Genomic DNA, 15089 nt, shown 5'->3' with positions numbered 1-15089 from the left:
CTCCACGGGGATCACGTCGGCCGTGCCCGCCACGGGCTGGACGCCGAGCCACCGGGGTCCACCTGGGCGGCCAGGCCGTGGTCTCCGGCGATCCCCCGCGGCCCGCGGACCTCCACGGGCTCGCCGTCGACGAAGGGCTTCCGCGAACCCAGCGCCGCGGCGTGGCGCGTGCCCTCCCACCGGCTGTCGAGCACCTCGACCAGGACGTCGTCCGCCGGGTCGGGTCGCCGCAGGAACGTGGTCCCCCGCCGTCCGGGGTGGCGGACAACCGGCCACCCTCGCCGTCGCGGCAGGCGCGGGGCCGCCGGCGCCGGAGCGGGGGTGGGAGCGCGGTCGGCGGGCGGTGCACGATCGAGGACAGGTTCCCGCACGTGAAGGGCGACCGCCGCACGTACAAGATCCACCTCGGCTCCGGCAACACCATGATCGAGCCGCACAACCGGTACCTGTGCACCGTGCCGAAGGCGGAGAGGACCGAGACCTACCTGCCGTTCGAGGGCGACCGCACGATGGCGATCACCCTCAGCAAGGCCGTGCTGCCTGCCGAGGACACCGGGACGACCGACCCGACCATCCTCGGCCGGCTCTGACGTCCGGCATGATCGTTCCCATGAGGGTCCTGGTGGTGGGTGCGAGCGGGTTGGTCGGGCAGCACGTCGTGGAGCGGTTGCGGGAACGGCGGCACGAGGTGACCGCCGTCGCCCGCACCGCGCGGCCGGGGATCGACAGGACGTTCGACGCGACCGAGGTCACCGAGGCCGACCTTGCGTCCCTGCTCGCGGGCCACGACGGCGTCGTCTTCGCCGCGGGCAGGGACGACCGGCGGATCCCGCGCAGGCCGTCGTACCCGGTGTTCCACGCGGGCAACGTGGTACCGGTGGTGAAGCTGATGGAGGCGGCCAGGAAGGCGGGCGCCACCAGGGCGGTCGTGCTCGGCTCGTACTACACGCACTTCGACCGCTCGCACCCCGAGTGGGAGCTGGCGGTCACGCACCCGTACGTCCGCAGCCGGGTCGAGCAGGCGCGGGCGGGCCGCGAGGCGGCGGGCCCGAACCTGCCCGTGGCCGTGCTGGAACTGCCGTTCGTGTTCGGCCGCGCGGAGGGCAGGCTGCCGAACTGGTCGGGCGGCCTGGACAGGTGGGTCCGGTCGCGCTCGCCGCTGCTGGTCCCGCCCGGCGGCAGCGCCGCGACGACCGCCACCAGCGTGGCGGACGCCGCCGTGCTGGCGCTGGAGGAGGCGTCCGGCGAGGACATCCCGGTGGTGGACGAGAACCTGACGTGGAAGGACCTGATCAGCCGCATCGCCATCGCGGCCGGTCACTCCCGCAAGGTCCACGACCTCCCCGCCGGGGCGGTGCGCGGCGCCATGACCCTCACCGGGCTGGTCCAGAACCTGACGGGCAAGCAGTCCGGCATGAACCCGGCCGGGATGGCCGATCTGATGCTGCGGGAGCTGTTCGTGAAGCGCGGAACGCCGCGGTCGATCGACCGCGCGATCCGCGAGACGTTCCCGGACCACTCCGCCTGCCGAGGAGGAGCCACCTCCTCCCGCTGATGGCGGCGTGCGGAGAAGACCGGGAGGGACGAGCACCACCCTCTCGGAACGGCGAAGCGGCGCACGGTCGGAGAGGGAGTGGCGGTCCACGTCCCGCGGCACCACTTCGCCCACCCGGGACGGAAAAGACCAACTAGCCTCGGTCGCATGGGAATCAGCAGCGACGTGCCCGCGCTGCGCCGCGGGCTGGCCGTTCTGCAGTTCCTCGCGGGCAGACCGGGCCCGGTGTCGGCGACGGCCGTCGCCCGTGAACTGGCGTTGCCGAGGTCCACGACCTACCACCTGCTGTCCGAGCTGACCGAGGCGGGCTTCGCCACGCACTTCCCCGAGGAGCGCCTGTACGGCCTCGGGGTGGCGTCGTTCGAACTCGGCTCGGCCTACCTCCGCCACGACCCGCTCGAACGGCTGGCGAGGCCGGTGCTGCGCAGGCTCGTCGACCGCGTCGAGCGGACGGCCCACCTGGGTGTCCTGCACGGCGCCGAAGCCCTCTACCTGGTGCGGGAGCAGCCGAGGCAGCCGCAGTCGATCGTGTCCGACGTCGGTGTCCGCCTCCCCGCGCACCTGACCGCCTCCGGTCGGGCGATGCTCGCCAGGCTGCCCGCGGCCCAGGTGCGGGCGCTGTTCCCGACCGCCGCGAGCTTCGTGGACCGCACCGGCCGCGGCCCGCACAGCCTGCCCGCGCTGCGCGCCGTGCTGGGCACCGAACGCCGCCAGGGCTGGTCGGTCGAGGACGGCTACGTGACCGAGGGCTTCGCCTCCGTCGCCGCTCCGGTCTTCGACCACGGCGAACGCCCCATCGCGGCCATCACCGTGACCTTCCGCCACGTGTGCGACGCCGAGTGCGGCGAAACGTGGCCCGAACTCGCCGAGGACGCGCGACTCGCCGCCGAGGAGCTCACCACGCGCATCGGAGGCCGTCCGGTGAGGTGAAGGAAGGGGCCGCCCCGATCGGGACGGCCCCTTCCGCGAGCTGGAGCGTCAGATCTTCTCCTTCGACAGGAAGTCGGCCGCGACGTTCGCGATCGTCTCCTTGTCGACGTCCACGCGCTTGACCAGTTCGGCCAGCTTCTCCGTGGTGAGCGCGGCGGACACCTTGTTCAGCGCCGCCTTGCCCTTGTCGTCCAGCGCGTCGGACCGCAGCAGCGGCACGACGTTCTGCGCCGGGTACATGTTCTTCGGGTCGGCCAGCTCGACGAAGTCGTTCGCCTTGATGTCGGCGGACGTCGTGTAGAGGTTGGCGACCTGGACGGTGCCGCCCTTCAGCGCGTCCACGGTGACCGGGCCACCGGCGTCGGTGGTCTTGATCTCCTTGAACTTCACGCCGTAGACCTCGTTGATCTTCGCTTCCCAGCGCTGGGCCCACTCGCCGGCCGCGCCGAGCACGAAGTCCGGCTTCCCGGCGAGGTCCGCGACGGACTTCACGCCGGCGTCCGCGGTCGCCTTCGTCACCACGAGCACGTCCTTGTCCTCCGCGGCGGACTTGTCCAACACGGACAGCCCGGACGGGGTCTTGGACTTGAGCGCCGAGTACACGTCCTCGGCGGTGGTGGTGGCGTTCGTCTTGTCGAAGTAGTTGAGCAGGTTGCCGGTGTACTCGGGCACGACGCCCAAGGACTTGTCCTGCAACGCCTTCACGACCAGTTCGCGAGCGCCGATGCCCGACTTCACGGTGGCCTTCAGCCCCGCGGTCTTCAACGCGCCCGCGTAGACCTCCGCGAGGATCTTGTTCTCGGTGAAGTCGGCCGAGCCGACGACGACCTCACCCGAGGCGGCCTGCTGTCCGCTGCCGCTGAGGTCTTCCGCCGAACCGCAGGCCGACGCGAGCAGTGCGGCCGCCGCGACGACCACGGCCAAGGAGCGCTTCATGCCGTGCTTCCTCCTGAATCAGGCTGAGCGGCGGTTGCCACCAGCTTCTGCGAGCGTTTGCCCTTCTTCGGGCCGGTCGGCTGGCCCGTCAACCGCAGGCCGCGGGGGACGACGACCTTCTGCCCGCCCGCGAGCAGCAGGTCGAGCGCGACGGCGACCAGCGCGATGAGCACGGCGCCGCCGACGAACTGGCCGTAGTCCAGCACGCGCAGGCCGTCCAGCAGCGGACGGCCGAGGGTCTCGATCCCGACGTACGCGGCGACCGACGCGGTCGCCACGACCTGGAGGGTCGCGTTGCGCAGCCCGCCGATGAGCAGCGGGAGGGCGTTGGGCAGCTCCACCCGCCACAGCACCTGGCCGCCGGTCATCCCCATGCCGCGGGCCGCGTCCACGACGCCGCGGTCGACGTCCTGGATGCCCGCGTAGGTCCCCGCCAGGATCGGCGGGACGGCGAGGACGATCAACGCGACCAGGACGGGACCTGTTCCGCCACCGGCGATCAGGTACAGGAACGTGACCAGGCCCAGCGTCGGCAGCGCGCGCAGCGCGTTGCTGCCGCCGACCAGGAACGTCCCGCCGCGGCCGGTGTGGCCGACGAACAGGCCCAGCGGCACGGCGATGGCGCTCGCGCCGAGCACGGCGCCCAGGCAGTACAGCAGGTGCACGCCGATGCGCACCGGGATCCCCTTGGACCCGCTCCAGTTGACCGGGTCGAACAGCCACGCGAGGGCGTCGGCGAAGATCACGGCTTCACCCCCCGCAGGTTGTTCCACGGCGTGAGCCACTGGCGCAGCGCCACGAGCAGCACGTCGACCAGCAGCGCGAGCAGCAGCGTCAGCACGATGCCGACGACGATCGGCGCGAGGTAGCGGCTGCGGAAGCCGTCGGTGAACAGCACGCCCAGCCCGCCGGTGCCGATGAGGGCACCCACGCTGACCAGGCTGATGTTGCTGACCGACCCGACCCGCAGCCCGGCGAACAGCACCGGCACCGCGAGCGGCAGCTCGACGGTCAGGAACCGGCGCAGCGGCCGGAACCCCATCGCCGTCGCGGCGGCGGTGACGTGGGCGGGCACGGCGTCGAGCGCGTCGCTGACCGGGCGGGTCAGCAGCGCCGTCGTGTAGACCGTCAGCGCGATGACCACGTTGTTGATGTCCAGCACCTGGGTGCCGATCACCGCCGGGATGATCGCGAACAGCGCCAGCGACGGCACCGTGTACACGATGTTCGCGGTGCCGAGCAGCGCGCCGCGGAACCAGCCGTAGCGGTGGCACACCCACCCGAGCACGACGGCCAGCAGGACGGAGATCACCAGCGGCAGCAGCGACAGGTACACGTGCTCCAGCAGCATGTCCCAGATCAGCCCGCGGGTGCCCGCGTCGCCGAGGTACTTGCCGAGGTCGCCCACGGTCAGCCCCTGCTCTCGCGGTGGCCCTCGATCACCGCGAGCACCTGGGTCGCCGTCACCACGCCGACGGCCGCGCCCTCGGGGTCGACGGCCACGCCGAGGCCGGACGGCGACGACAGCGCCGCGTCCAGCGCGCCGCGGACCGACTGCCCCACCTCGAACAGGGAGCCGCCGGGCTTCAGCACGTCCTCCGTCAACGCACCGTCCACAGTGGCCTCCGGCGGGAGCCAGCCGCGCGGCTGCTTCCGCTCGTCCACGGCGAGGCGCCACGCGGGCGCGGCGTCGACCGGTTCGCCGACGACGACCGTCGGCACCGCGCCGACCTCCACACCGGACGCGTCCACGAAGGACAGGCTGCGGTAGCCCCGGTCCTTGCCGACGAAGTGCGCGACGAAGTCGTCCGCCGGCCGCGCGAGCAGCTCGGCGGGCTGGTCGTACTGGGCCAGGATGCCGCCCTCGCGGAACACCGCGACCTTCTCGCCGATGCGGACGGCCTCGTCGATGTCGTGCGTGACGAACACGATGGTCTTGTCCAGTTCCGCCTGGAGGCGCAGCAGCTCGTCCTGCAACCCCTCCCGGACCACGGGGTCGACCGCGCTGAACGGTTCGTCCATCAGCAGCACCGGCGGGTCGGCGGCCAGCGCCCGCGCCACGCCGACCCGCTGCTGCTGGCCGCCCGAGAGCTGCACCGGGTACCGCCTGCCGAGTTCGGCGGGCAGTCCCACCAGCTCCAGCAGCTCCGCGGCGCGGCTCCGGGCCTTGTTCTTGCTCCACCCCATCAGCAGCGGCACCGTGGCGACGTTGTCCAGCACGGTGCGGTGCGGGAACAACCCGGCCTGCTGGATGACGTACCCGATCCCCCGGCGCAACGTCGGTGGATCGACGGACAGCACGTCCTTCCCGTCCACCAGGATCGTGCCGGACGTGGGGTCGATCATGCGGTTGACCATGCGCAACGACGTCGTCTTGCCACAGCCCGACGGTCCGACGAAGACGGTGATCGTGCCGGCTTCGACCGTCAGGTCCAGGCTGTTCACGGCGATCGTCCCGTCGTCGAACCGCTTGGTCACGGCTCGGAACTCGATCACACGAGACCCCTCCGGTAGGGACGGCCGCCAGTCGGCCGCTCTCACACAAAGCGAAGTTCAGGAGAATCGACCCTAGCCCGAACGGCTGACATCGGCAGGCCGTTCCAAGGCGTGGAAGGCCAGACGTCTCCTCCTCGTAACCTTCCGGAACGCACTCACTACTCTGCTCCGGTTGTGGGTACCAACGAGCCGATCGACCGAGTACGAGCCCTCCTGGCCGAACGGGGGGTGCACGCGCGCAGGCTGCGCCCGGTGCTGACGCTGCTCGGTCGGGACTGGCACACCCTCGCCGAACTGGTGCGGCTTCCCGCGGTGCCGCGGCGCACGGTGCAGGAGCTGCTGGCCGCCGCCGAGGAGGACCTGGAGACGCAGGGCGACCGGTACCGGCTCGCCCCGTACCGGGCCTCGGCGTACGCCGAGGCGTTCGGGGTGGACGAGGGCCTCGCGGACCCGGTGAACACCCTGGTGTCGCGGCACACCGACACCCTGCGGTCGATCCTCGCGGACATCGCCAGCGTGCCCGCGCCGCTGACCTCGCTCGACCACGTGCAGGCCACGGCCGACACGGCGCTGAAGCGGGCGCTGTGGCTGGACTCGACGTACGACCTGGGCGGGCGCAGGCTGCTCTGCCTCGGCGACCACGACCTCACCTCGCTGGCGGTGTGCGCGGTGAACCCGGACGTCGAGGTCACCGTGGTGGACGTGGACGACCGGCTGCTGGAGTTCGTCGACGCCCTCGCGACCGAGCGCGGCTGGAACGTCCGCTGCCTGCACGCCGACTTCCGGTTCGGGCTGCCGCCGTCGGTGCTGGAGTCGGCGGACCTGGTGTTCAGCGACCCGCCGTACACGCCGGAGGGGATGGGCCTGTTCGCGGGCCGCGCGATCGACTGCCTCGCCGACCCGGCCCTCGGCCGGGTGCTGCTGGCGTACGGGTTCAGCGACCGCACGCCCGCGCTCGGCCTGAAGGTGCAGCAGGAGCTGCAACGGCTCGGGCTGGTGTTCGAGGCGATCCTGCCCGCGTTCCACCGCTTCGACGGCGCCCAGGCCATCGGCAGCGCCGCCGACCTCTACGTCTGCCGCCCCACGTCCCGCAAGGGCTCGGGCTCGTCCGGCCGGACCGGCATCTACACCCACGGACCCCAGTCCTTGGAGGGCGCGGGCCCCAGCCGGGAGGCGCTGGAGGTGCTGTCCGACCTCGCGCCGCGCCCGGAGTCCTCGCCGCCGCCGAAGCCCCGCAAGCCGGGCTGGTACGAGCCGATCGGCAGGGGCGCGGCCTCGCTCGCCGTCGACCTGACCGGCGACCCCGGTCCGTGGCTGCTGCGCACGCTGCTCGCCAGCGTCCCCGCGCGGCTGGCGGCGCTGGTGCCCAACAATCACCCCAACGTGTCGAGCGAGAAGGGCCAGCGCGAGCTGACGTCGTTGGTGGACAGCCGTTTCCGGCTCCGGTTCCTCCGCGGCACCCCGGACAACAAGCACACGGTCGTGGTGGCGGAGCAGGTTCTGGCGGGTGAGCTGAGCCCCGGCAAGCTCGTCGTCCGCGAGGTCCTGCTGCGCGCGCACGGCAAGCTCGGCAACGTGTGGCGCGAGGCGCTGATCACCGCGTCCCGCGGGGAGCTGACCAAGCGCGCGGCGCGCGAGCGCATCGACGCCGCCGTCGGCGAGCACCCCGACCTGGACGTGCGGCTGGTCGACCTGCCGCGGCACCGGATCGCCGCGCTGCTGCCGCTGGTCGAGGCGTCGGTCGAGGGCTAACCCGCGCGCGGGACGTGCAGCGGGCCGAGCGCGAGCACGGCCCGGAACTCCTTGGCCGCCACCGGGCGGGAGAACAGCCAGCCCTGGTAGGCGTCCACGCCGACGCCGCGCAGCACGTGGAACTGGGTCGCGGTCTCGACGCCCTCGGCGACGCACTTGCGGCCCATCGCCCGCGCCATGTCGACGACGGCCCGCGCGACGGCGAAGTCCGAGGAGTCGTTGCCGACCCCGGAGACGAACCGGCGGTCCACCTTGATGATCTGCGCGGGCAGGTCCTTGAGGCGGGCCAGCGACGAGTAGCCGGTGCCGAAGTCGTCCACGGCGAACTGCACGCCGCGCTGCACCAGCTCGTCCATCGACTGGCGCACCCGTGACGGCAGGTCGACCAGCGCGGTCTCGACCAGCTCCAGCACGACCCGGTTCCACGGGATCCCGGCCTCGGCGATGGTGTCCGCGACGATGTCGACGAACTCCGCGTCACCGGGCACGAGCCCGGACAGGTTGACGGCGATGGACACGGTCCTGCCGTTGTGGGTCGGCCACGTCGACGCCTCGCGCAGCGCGGTCCGCAGCACCCACCGGTCCAGGTCGCGCATCAGGTCGCCCTGCTCGGCGACCGGCAGGAACACGTCCGGCGGCAGCAGCCCCCGGTCCGGGTGCGGCCAGCGCACCAGCGCCTCCGCCGTGATGACCGTGCCGTCGACACCGACGACGGGCTGGTAGTGGAGCTGGAGCTCGTCGTTGGCCAGCGCGTCGCGGAGCTGGCCCTCCAGGTGGACCTGGCGGTCGGCCGAGGCGATCAGCGCGGCGCTGGCCAGCGACACCCGGCCCGCGCCCCGCCTCTTGGCCTCGAACATGGCCGCGTCCGCGAAGCGCAGCAGGTCGGCACCGGTCGTGCGGGCGCCGTTGGGCACCGAGGCGCCGATCGACGCGGACACCCGGACGAGCTGGCCGTGCACCGGGACGGCGGTCCGCAGCAGGCCCGCGACCTTGGTGGCCAGCACGTCCACCCCGCCCGCCTGCTCCAGGTCGGCGCAGATGATCACGTACTCGTCGCCGGACAGCCTGGCGGCCGTGCAGCCCTCGGGCAGCCCGTCCTCCAGCCTCCGCGCCAGCGCGACCAGCAGCTCGTCGCCCGCGTCGTGGCCCAGCGAGTCGTTGACCCGCTTGAAGTTGTCGATGTCGCAGAACAGCACCGCGACCTTGGAGCGGTCCGGGCCGTCCAGCAGCTCGCCCAGGATCTCCTTGACCAGCGCCCGGTTCGGCAGGCCGGTCAGCTCGTCGTGCGTCGCCTGGTGGCGCAGGGCCTCGGCCGTGCGGCGGCGCTCGGTGATGTCCTGGAACACGATCAGCCAGAACCGGCGGCCGTCGTCCTGCACGGACAGCGCGATGTGCAGCTCGCAGTACACCCGCTCGCCGTCCGGGCGGATCAGGATGCGCTGCGGGATCTTGTGGGTGCGGTCCGCGCCCAGCGCCGTCATCCGGCCGACCGACTGGAGCCGCGACGGGTTGTCGTCCGGGTGGGTCATCTGCTCGGCGGTCACGCCGCGCAGCTCCTCCAGCTCCATGCCGAGCAGGTCGCACAGGGCGTCGTTCGCGTCGACCAGCCGCTCGGCCTCGTCGAACAGGCCGATGCCGACCGGGGTGAGCGACACGAGGTCCGCGAACCGCTGGCTGGACCGCTTCATCCGCGTCTCGGCGGCGCGCTGCTCGGTGATGTCCTGCGCCGTGCCGACCGCGCGCGGCCGGTCGCCGGGCTGGCCCTCGACGACGACGCCGTGGGCGCGGAACACCCTGACCTTGCCGTCGCGCCGCACGATCCGGTGCTCGCACTGCACCGGCGACTTGTCGGCGACCAGCTGCTGCCACAGCTCGTCCACCCAGACGCGGTCGTCGGGGTGCACCAGGTCGAGGTAGGTCTGGTAGCTCGTCCGCTCGTCGCGGGGCACGCCGAACAGCTCCGTCAGCATGTCCGACCACACCGTGTCGTCGGACTGGAGGTCCCACTCCCAGACGCCGAGCTTGGCGGCGGCCTGCGCGTCGGCGAGCCTGCGCCGGTCCTCGCGGAGCTGCCGCTCCAGCAGCCTGGCCTCGGTGACGTCCTGGACGGTGCCGTGCAGGCGCTCGACCTGGCCGCCCGGCCCGAACTCCGGGCGCGCGCGGCAGATGAAGACCTTGTCGTTGTGCTTGCTGCGCACCTCGACCTCGACGGTCGACTCGTCCACGGCGCTGAGCAGCTTGTCCCGCAGCTCGTCCATCAGGCCGAGGTCGTCGGGGTGCACGCCGTCGATCAGCTTGGCGCCCGGCTCGTACTCGATCTCGTCGTACATCTCGACGAGGACCTCGCTGCGGTGCATCGCCGCGGTGTCGACCTCGAAGGCCCAGCTGCCGATGCGGGCGATCCGCTGGGCGTCCAGCAGGCGGCGGCGTTCGAGCGCCAGCTCCTGGTCGGCCCGCCACTGCGCGGTCATGTCCATGATGTAGCCGGTGATCAGCTGGGCGCTGCCGTCCGCGGCCATCTTCGCCTCGGCGACGCCGCGGATGCGCCGCAGCTCGCCGTCCGGGCGGATGATCCGGTACTCGACGTCTATGGCGTCGCCGGACAGCTCCCGGTTGGTCCAGTAGCTGGCGACCATCTCGTAGTCGTCCGGGTGCACGACGTCCAGCACGGCCTGCGCGCCCGGCACGACCGTGCCCGGTTCGAGCCCGAGCAGCTCGTAGTGGGAGTCCGACCACACGGTCACGCCCGTGGCCGGGTCGTACTCCCAGGACCCGATCCCCGCGACCCGCTGCACCGTGCGCAGCCTGCGCTGCTCGTCGCGCAGGGCGTCGGCGACGGAGGCCAGGTCGGAGACGTCCACCAGGAGCACGGCCTGGAGGCCCGTGCCGGGGACGGGGTTGCGCACGACGCGCACCGGGAGCGGGGCACCGGTCGACCGGTGCAGCCGGAGGTCCGACTGGTCGCCGAGCAGGAGCTGGCTGAGCCGCTTGCCGACCAGGACGTCCGATGACTCCGCCCGCGCCAGCTCCACGGCGGAGGCGTTCGCCTGCATGACGACACCCTTGGAATCGCACAGCAGGCACGGGGTGTCGGGGAGCGTCACGCCGTCCAGTGTGACGGCCTTCCGCTGGGCAGGCTCGAGCGCCACCGAAGCGTTCCCGGTCCGCTTGGGCACGGCCCCACCCTTCCCGCGTCGACGTCTGTCGCGGCGCAGGGGTGATCAGCCGGCGGACCTGGCTGCACCCGAATTGCGGCAGAAACGCGTCCCTCTCCTCGGACATTCACCCGAGGAGAGGGACGGTAGCGCTTCGGAGCGTCATCGCCCACCCCCTTCGCGGGGTAAGGCGCTACCACGAACGTGGAGACGCTCTCCCTGAAGGTGACGGACGAGTGAGCCAGGACCGGAATTTCGTCCTACTCCTGCAAGATCAGGCTACGCCGTCAACCCGCGCGGCGGCAGCCACAGCGGCCGCGACTTCCGGACCGACCCTCGGGTCGAGCGCGCTCGGCACGATGCGGTCCGCCGCCAGGTCGTCCGAGGCCACGGCCGCGATGGCGTCCGCCGCCGCGAGCTTCATGCCCTCGGTGATCCGGCGGGCGCCCGCGTCCAGCGCCCCGCGGAAGATGCCGGGGAAGGCGAGCACGTTGTTGATCTGGTTCGGGAAGTCGCTCCGGCCCGTGGCCACGATCGCGGCGTGCCGGTTCGCGACGTCCGGGTGCACCTCGGGGTGCGGGTTCGACAGGGCGAACACGATCGAGTCGGACGCCATGCTCGCGACCAGGTCCTCGCCGACCTGCGACGACGAGACGCCGAGGAAGATGTCCGCGCCCCGCAGCGCCTCCGCGATGCCGCCGCGCAGCCCGCTGCCGTTGGTCACGGCGGCCAGCCCCTCCTTGACGGGGTTCAGGCCCGCGCGGCCCTCGTGGATGATGCCGCGCGAGTCGACCAGGGTGACCTCGCCGATGCCCGCGGCCAGCAGGATCTTCGCGCAGGCGACGCCCGCGGCGCCCGCGCCGGAGACGACGACCCGCTGGTTCGCGATGTCCTTGCCCAGGACGGTGTTGGCACCGCGCAGCGCGGCCAGCGCCACGACGGCCGTGCCGTGCTGGTCGTCGTGCATGACCGGGCAGTCCAGGGCCTCGACGACCTTGGCCTCCAGCTCGAAGCAGCGCGGGGCGGAGATGTCCTCCAGGTTCACCGCGCCGAACGACGGCCGCAGCCGCACCAGCGTCTCGACGATCTCGTCCACGTCCGTCGTGTTCAGCACCAGCGGGATGGAGTCGAGCCCGCCGAACGTCTTGAACAGCGCGGACTTGCCCTCCATGACCGGCAGGGAGGCCGAGGGGCCGATGTCGCCGAGGCCGAGGACGGCGGTGCCGTCGCTGACCACGGCGACCAGCCGGTGCGCCCAGGTGTACTTGGCGGCCAGCTCCGGCTCGCGGGCGATGGCGCTGCTGACCTTCGCGACGCCCGGCGTGTAGGCGATGGACAGCGCGCGCGGGTCCGCCAGCGACGCCGTCACGCCGAGGCTGAGCTTGCCGCCGACGTGCGCCTCGAAGATCTCGTCGTCCGTCGGCTGGGCGGTGGTCACGGGGTTCTCGTTCAAAGCGGTCACGTCTGGTCCTCCTGCGGTGCGTGCCTGGCGGCGCACCGCGACCAGCGTTGTCACGCTCGATCCACGGGGCCTTGACGGGTGTGACCGAACGCGCTTTGCCGTCCGGTCAGAGTGCTGCGGTCCGGTCAGCATGACAGTCATCAAGATTTGTGTCTGCGGTGCGCGTCACACTTCCGCCGCAGGTCAGAGGGGGTTTACCAAGACGTCCGTCCGGTTTATTAGAACGCCCGATCCATTTCCGCAGGCAGAATCGGTCAAGATCACCTCGCGCTTTACCATAGGAGACATGCGAGTGAGCGAGACGAAAATCCCCGGAAGTTGGGAATTCACCCCAAAGGCGTTCCCGGACGACCGGGGGGTGTTCGCCGCGCCGTTCCAGGAGCCCGCGTTCGTCGAGGCGGTCGGCCACCCGCTCCGCCTGGCGCAGACGAACCACAGCACCTCCAGGCGCGGCACGATCCGCGGCGTCCACTTCGCCGACGTGCCCCCCGGGCAGGCCAAGTACGTGTACTGCCCGCGCGGCGCCCTGCTCGACGTGATCGTCGACCTGCGCGTCGGCTCCCCGACGTTCGGCGAGCACGACGTCGTCCGGCTGGACTCGACGACGCTGAACTCCGTCTACCTCTCCGAGGGCCTCGGCCACGCGATCATCGCGCTGGAGGACGACACGACGATGGCCTACCTCTGCTCGGAGGGCTACAACCCCGCGGGCGAGCGCGGCCTCAACCCGCTGTGCCCGGAGTTGGCCCTCCCGTGGCCCGCCGACCTCACCCCGATCCTCTCGGAGAAGGACACCGCCGCCCCCGGCCTCTCCCAGGCCGTGGCCGACGGCGTCCTGCCGGACTACGCCGAGTGCGAGGCCTGGTACGCGAAGCTCCGCACTACCTGAGCCGCCGCGGTCGCGGCCACAGCCGCCACCGCACCACCCCCAGCACCTCCGCGGGCCCGAGGGTCCGCGAGTCCGTCGACCCGAACTGGTTGTCGCCAAGTACTTGCCACAAGCCACTTCCCCGCTGCTCGTGGGCACGCTTGATCGACAGCTGGTCGGGTCGCGAACCCCACCTCACCAGCACGAGGTCCCCCACCTTCGGCGGAACCCCGTACCGCACCACCACGACGTCGCCGTCCCGAACCGCGGGAACCATCGACGGTCCACGCACCCGGAGCAGCGGCAACGGGTTCTCCTCCCGCGGTGCCAACGATCACCTCCGCCTGCCGCGCCGTTCTGTCCGGAGTAGGGTCCTCCACGTCGGAGCATTCACTGTCAGGGAGGCAAGATGCGACTGCTGTCGCGCATCCGCCAACTCCGCCGCCCACTGCTGGAGGCCACCGCGCACTGCGACCTTCCGTGCGGTGTCTACGACCCGGCTCAGGCCAGGATCGAAGCGGAGTCGGTCAAGGCGGTCCAGGAGAAGTACCAGGCGAACGAGGACCCGGAGTTCCGGGAGCGCGCGATCCTGATCAAGGAGCAGCGCAGCGAGCTCGTCAAGCACCACCTGTGGGTGCTGTGGACGGACTACTTCAAGCCGCCGCACTTCGAGAAGTACCCGGAACTGCACGACCTGTTCAACCGCGCCACCAAGGCGGCCGGTGCCAGCGGCACCAAGGGCTCCATGGACCCGGCCAAGGGACAGGAACTGCTGGACCTGATCGCCCAGATCGACAAGATTTTCTGGGAGACCAAGGCAGCCTGAGTTCAGGACGCCAAAAACGACGCTGACCAGCGGAAACAACATCCGTTGGTCGGCGTCGTTTTGCGTCTTCGAGCACTGTCTGACGGCCCCAGGACGGCCCAAGTCAGTCCACATTGGACCGCATCCGCGCCAGGCATGACCATCTCGATGCGAACTACCGGCAGCAAGGTCATCACCGGTTGTGTACGAGGTCAGCTGGTCGGCGGCATTCGCTCAAGGTCGCCCCTGGTCATCACGGTTGCTGTACTTCGCTGCTGGACAGCAACCCTTTGACCAGGTGCCATGTCTGCGACTCGCCTGGAGAGAATTTCTCACTTGCTGTGGTTATGAGGTACCCAACCTGCCGTCACGATCGGGCAGTCGCGCCTCGTCCTTGCTGGGCGGTTGGACAACAACCAGACCGTCTGGCCAGACCGGTTCGTCCTGTACATGCACGTCGAGGCGGACTCGGACGCCGTCGGAGTGAATGAACCACCGAACCCGCCTCTCCGCTGAACTTGGCCCCGCTGAACCTGGTGTCCCCACTGAACATGGCCCCACCGAACCAGGCATCCTCATCAAACTCGGCCGCACCGAACTTGGCTGTTCGAATACGGCCGCGGTGATGTCGAAGTCAAGGATCTAACCCCAGTCAGGTCGATGTCTATGTCTGCTCAGAAGGTATTGATGGTTTGGTTCGGATCGCCTCCGGGATTCACGTGTGCGGTCAGGAAGCGCTGTGAGATCGGTCGGACTTGGCGTTCTATCAGGCAGCGACTGGGGACGGGGCACTTACCCGTCTGCGCCCTCTGTGGCGTCCTTGATAATTTCCTCCACGACTATATCAATCACCCGGTCGATGTCTACAGATGGGGAGTGTTCCGCAGGCGGCAGGTCGATTCGCACGTGTCGCGCAACTACTTCAGGTTTGGGTTTCAGAGCTTTGGTGCGAAGATCCTTGTATACCGTCCAGGTGAGGGCGGTCAGGCTGACGATCAGGGATGCCACGGAGATCGGATCGACGTACTGCTTCGGCTTCTGCTCGGATTCGCGCGCGTGCAGGGCAGCCTCCACGTCGGCTTGCAGCCTTTGGCCGTGTTCCGCTGTCATTCGGCGTGCGGCCGCACGTG

At 70.9% G+C, this 15089-nt stretch carries 15 protein-coding genes; 6 read left to right on the top strand and 9 right to left on the bottom strand.

The genetic code is table 11. The features are described 5' to 3' along the window. Positions 1-11: 11 nt before the first annotated feature. Positions 12-194, bottom strand: coding sequence for a hypothetical protein (locus AC156L_RS18765; RefSeq protein WP_330879616.1), 183 nt, complete (start codon positions 192-194; stop codon positions 12-14). On the opposite strand from AC156L_RS18765, the gene AC156L_RS18760 reads away from it, so the two are divergent. The 3 genes from AC156L_RS18760 (at position 162) to AC156L_RS18750 (ending at position 2485) form a co-directional block, all read left to right on the top strand. After that, positions 162-590, top strand: a complete 429-nt coding sequence (locus tag AC156L_RS18760) for a DUF7737 domain-containing protein (RefSeq protein ID WP_484407110.1) — start codon at positions 162-164, stop codon at positions 588-590. The genes AC156L_RS18765 and AC156L_RS18760 overlap by 33 nt on opposite strands. Before the next feature lie 20 nt (positions 591-610). Then, on the top strand, positions 611-1555 hold the full coding sequence (locus AC156L_RS18755; protein ID WP_330879614.1) for an NAD-dependent epimerase/dehydratase family protein: 945 nt from the start codon (positions 611-613) through the stop codon (positions 1553-1555). Between the two features lie 147 nt (positions 1556-1702). Further along, positions 1703-2485, top strand: coding sequence for an IclR family transcriptional regulator (locus AC156L_RS18750; RefSeq protein ID WP_330879613.1), 783 nt, complete (start codon positions 1703-1705; stop codon positions 2483-2485). Positions 2486-2533: 48 nt separating this feature from the next. On the opposite strand, the gene AC156L_RS18745 is transcribed toward AC156L_RS18750, so the two are convergent. Genes AC156L_RS18745 through AC156L_RS18730 form a run of 4 tightly spaced genes read right to left on the bottom strand, consistent with a single transcriptional unit; the run spans position 2534 to position 5917 of the window. Continuing rightward, a complete protein-coding gene (locus AC156L_RS18745; protein ID WP_330879612.1) occupies positions 2534-3421 on the bottom strand; it encodes an ABC transporter substrate-binding protein in 888 nt (295 codons plus the stop codon). After that, a complete protein-coding gene (locus AC156L_RS18740) occupies positions 3418-4164 on the bottom strand; it encodes an ABC transporter permease (protein WP_414720072.1) in 747 nt (248 codons plus the stop codon). The genes AC156L_RS18745 and AC156L_RS18740 overlap by 4 nt, the downstream gene beginning before the upstream one ends. Then, the gene (locus tag AC156L_RS18735) at positions 4164-4772 is read right to left on the bottom strand and encodes an ABC transporter permease (RefSeq protein ID WP_414720071.1); all 609 of its coding nucleotides are present in this window, start codon (positions 4770-4772) and stop codon (positions 4164-4166) included. The genes AC156L_RS18740 and AC156L_RS18735 overlap by 1 nt, the downstream gene beginning before the upstream one ends. A gap of 59 nt (positions 4773-4831) precedes the next feature. Beyond that, the gene (locus AC156L_RS18730; RefSeq protein WP_330879609.1) at positions 4832-5917 is read right to left on the bottom strand and encodes an ABC transporter ATP-binding protein; all 1086 of its coding nucleotides are present in this window, start codon (positions 5915-5917) and stop codon (positions 4832-4834) included. Positions 5918-6091: 174 nt separating this feature from the next. On the opposite strand from AC156L_RS18730, the gene AC156L_RS18725 reads away from it, so the two are divergent. Continuing rightward, positions 6092-7669: a bis-aminopropyl spermidine synthase family protein gene (locus AC156L_RS18725; protein WP_330879608.1), complete on the top strand. Its 1578-nt coding sequence runs from the start codon at positions 6092-6094 to the stop codon at positions 7667-7669. On the opposite strand, the gene AC156L_RS18720 is transcribed toward AC156L_RS18725, so the two are convergent. Together AC156L_RS18720 and AC156L_RS18715 are read right to left on the bottom strand one after the other, a co-directional pair. After that, entirely contained in the window at positions 7666-10845 is a 3180-nt protein-coding gene (locus tag AC156L_RS18720; protein WP_330879607.1) for a sensor domain-containing protein, read from the bottom strand. The two genes, AC156L_RS18725 and AC156L_RS18720, sit on opposite strands and share 4 nt — an antisense overlap. Before the next feature lie 253 nt (positions 10846-11098). Next, positions 11099-12286, bottom strand: a complete 1188-nt coding sequence (locus AC156L_RS18715) for an NAD(P)-dependent malic enzyme (RefSeq protein WP_330879606.1) — start codon at positions 12284-12286, stop codon at positions 11099-11101. Between the two features lie 286 nt (positions 12287-12572). Between AC156L_RS18715 and AC156L_RS18710 the strand changes: the two genes are divergently transcribed. After that, positions 12573-13175: a dTDP-4-dehydrorhamnose 3,5-epimerase family protein gene (locus AC156L_RS18710; RefSeq protein ID WP_330879605.1), complete on the top strand. Its 603-nt coding sequence runs from the start codon at positions 12573-12575 to the stop codon at positions 13173-13175. On the opposite strand, the gene AC156L_RS18705 is transcribed toward AC156L_RS18710, so the two are convergent. Further along, positions 13168-13461, bottom strand: a complete 294-nt coding sequence (locus tag AC156L_RS18705) for a S26 family signal peptidase (protein ID WP_330879619.1) — start codon at positions 13459-13461, stop codon at positions 13168-13170. The genes AC156L_RS18710 and AC156L_RS18705 overlap by 8 nt on opposite strands. 102 nt (positions 13462-13563) lie before the next feature. Here AC156L_RS18705 and sodN point away from each other — a divergent pair, with 102 nt between their 5' ends. After that, positions 13564-13980 (top strand): superoxide dismutase, Ni, encoded by a 417-nt coding sequence (gene sodN, locus AC156L_RS18700; protein ID WP_259627126.1) that lies wholly within the window; start codon positions 13564-13566, stop codon positions 13978-13980. 771 nt (positions 13981-14751) lie between these two features. Here sodN and AC156L_RS18695 read toward each other — a convergent pair. Further along, on the bottom strand, positions 14752-15089 hold a 338-nt coding region (locus tag AC156L_RS18695), incomplete at its 5' end, for a hypothetical protein (protein WP_484407108.1).

The organism is Umezawaea sp., from assembly GCF_057122925.1.
This window is presented reverse-complemented; position numbering and strand designations above follow the sequence as displayed.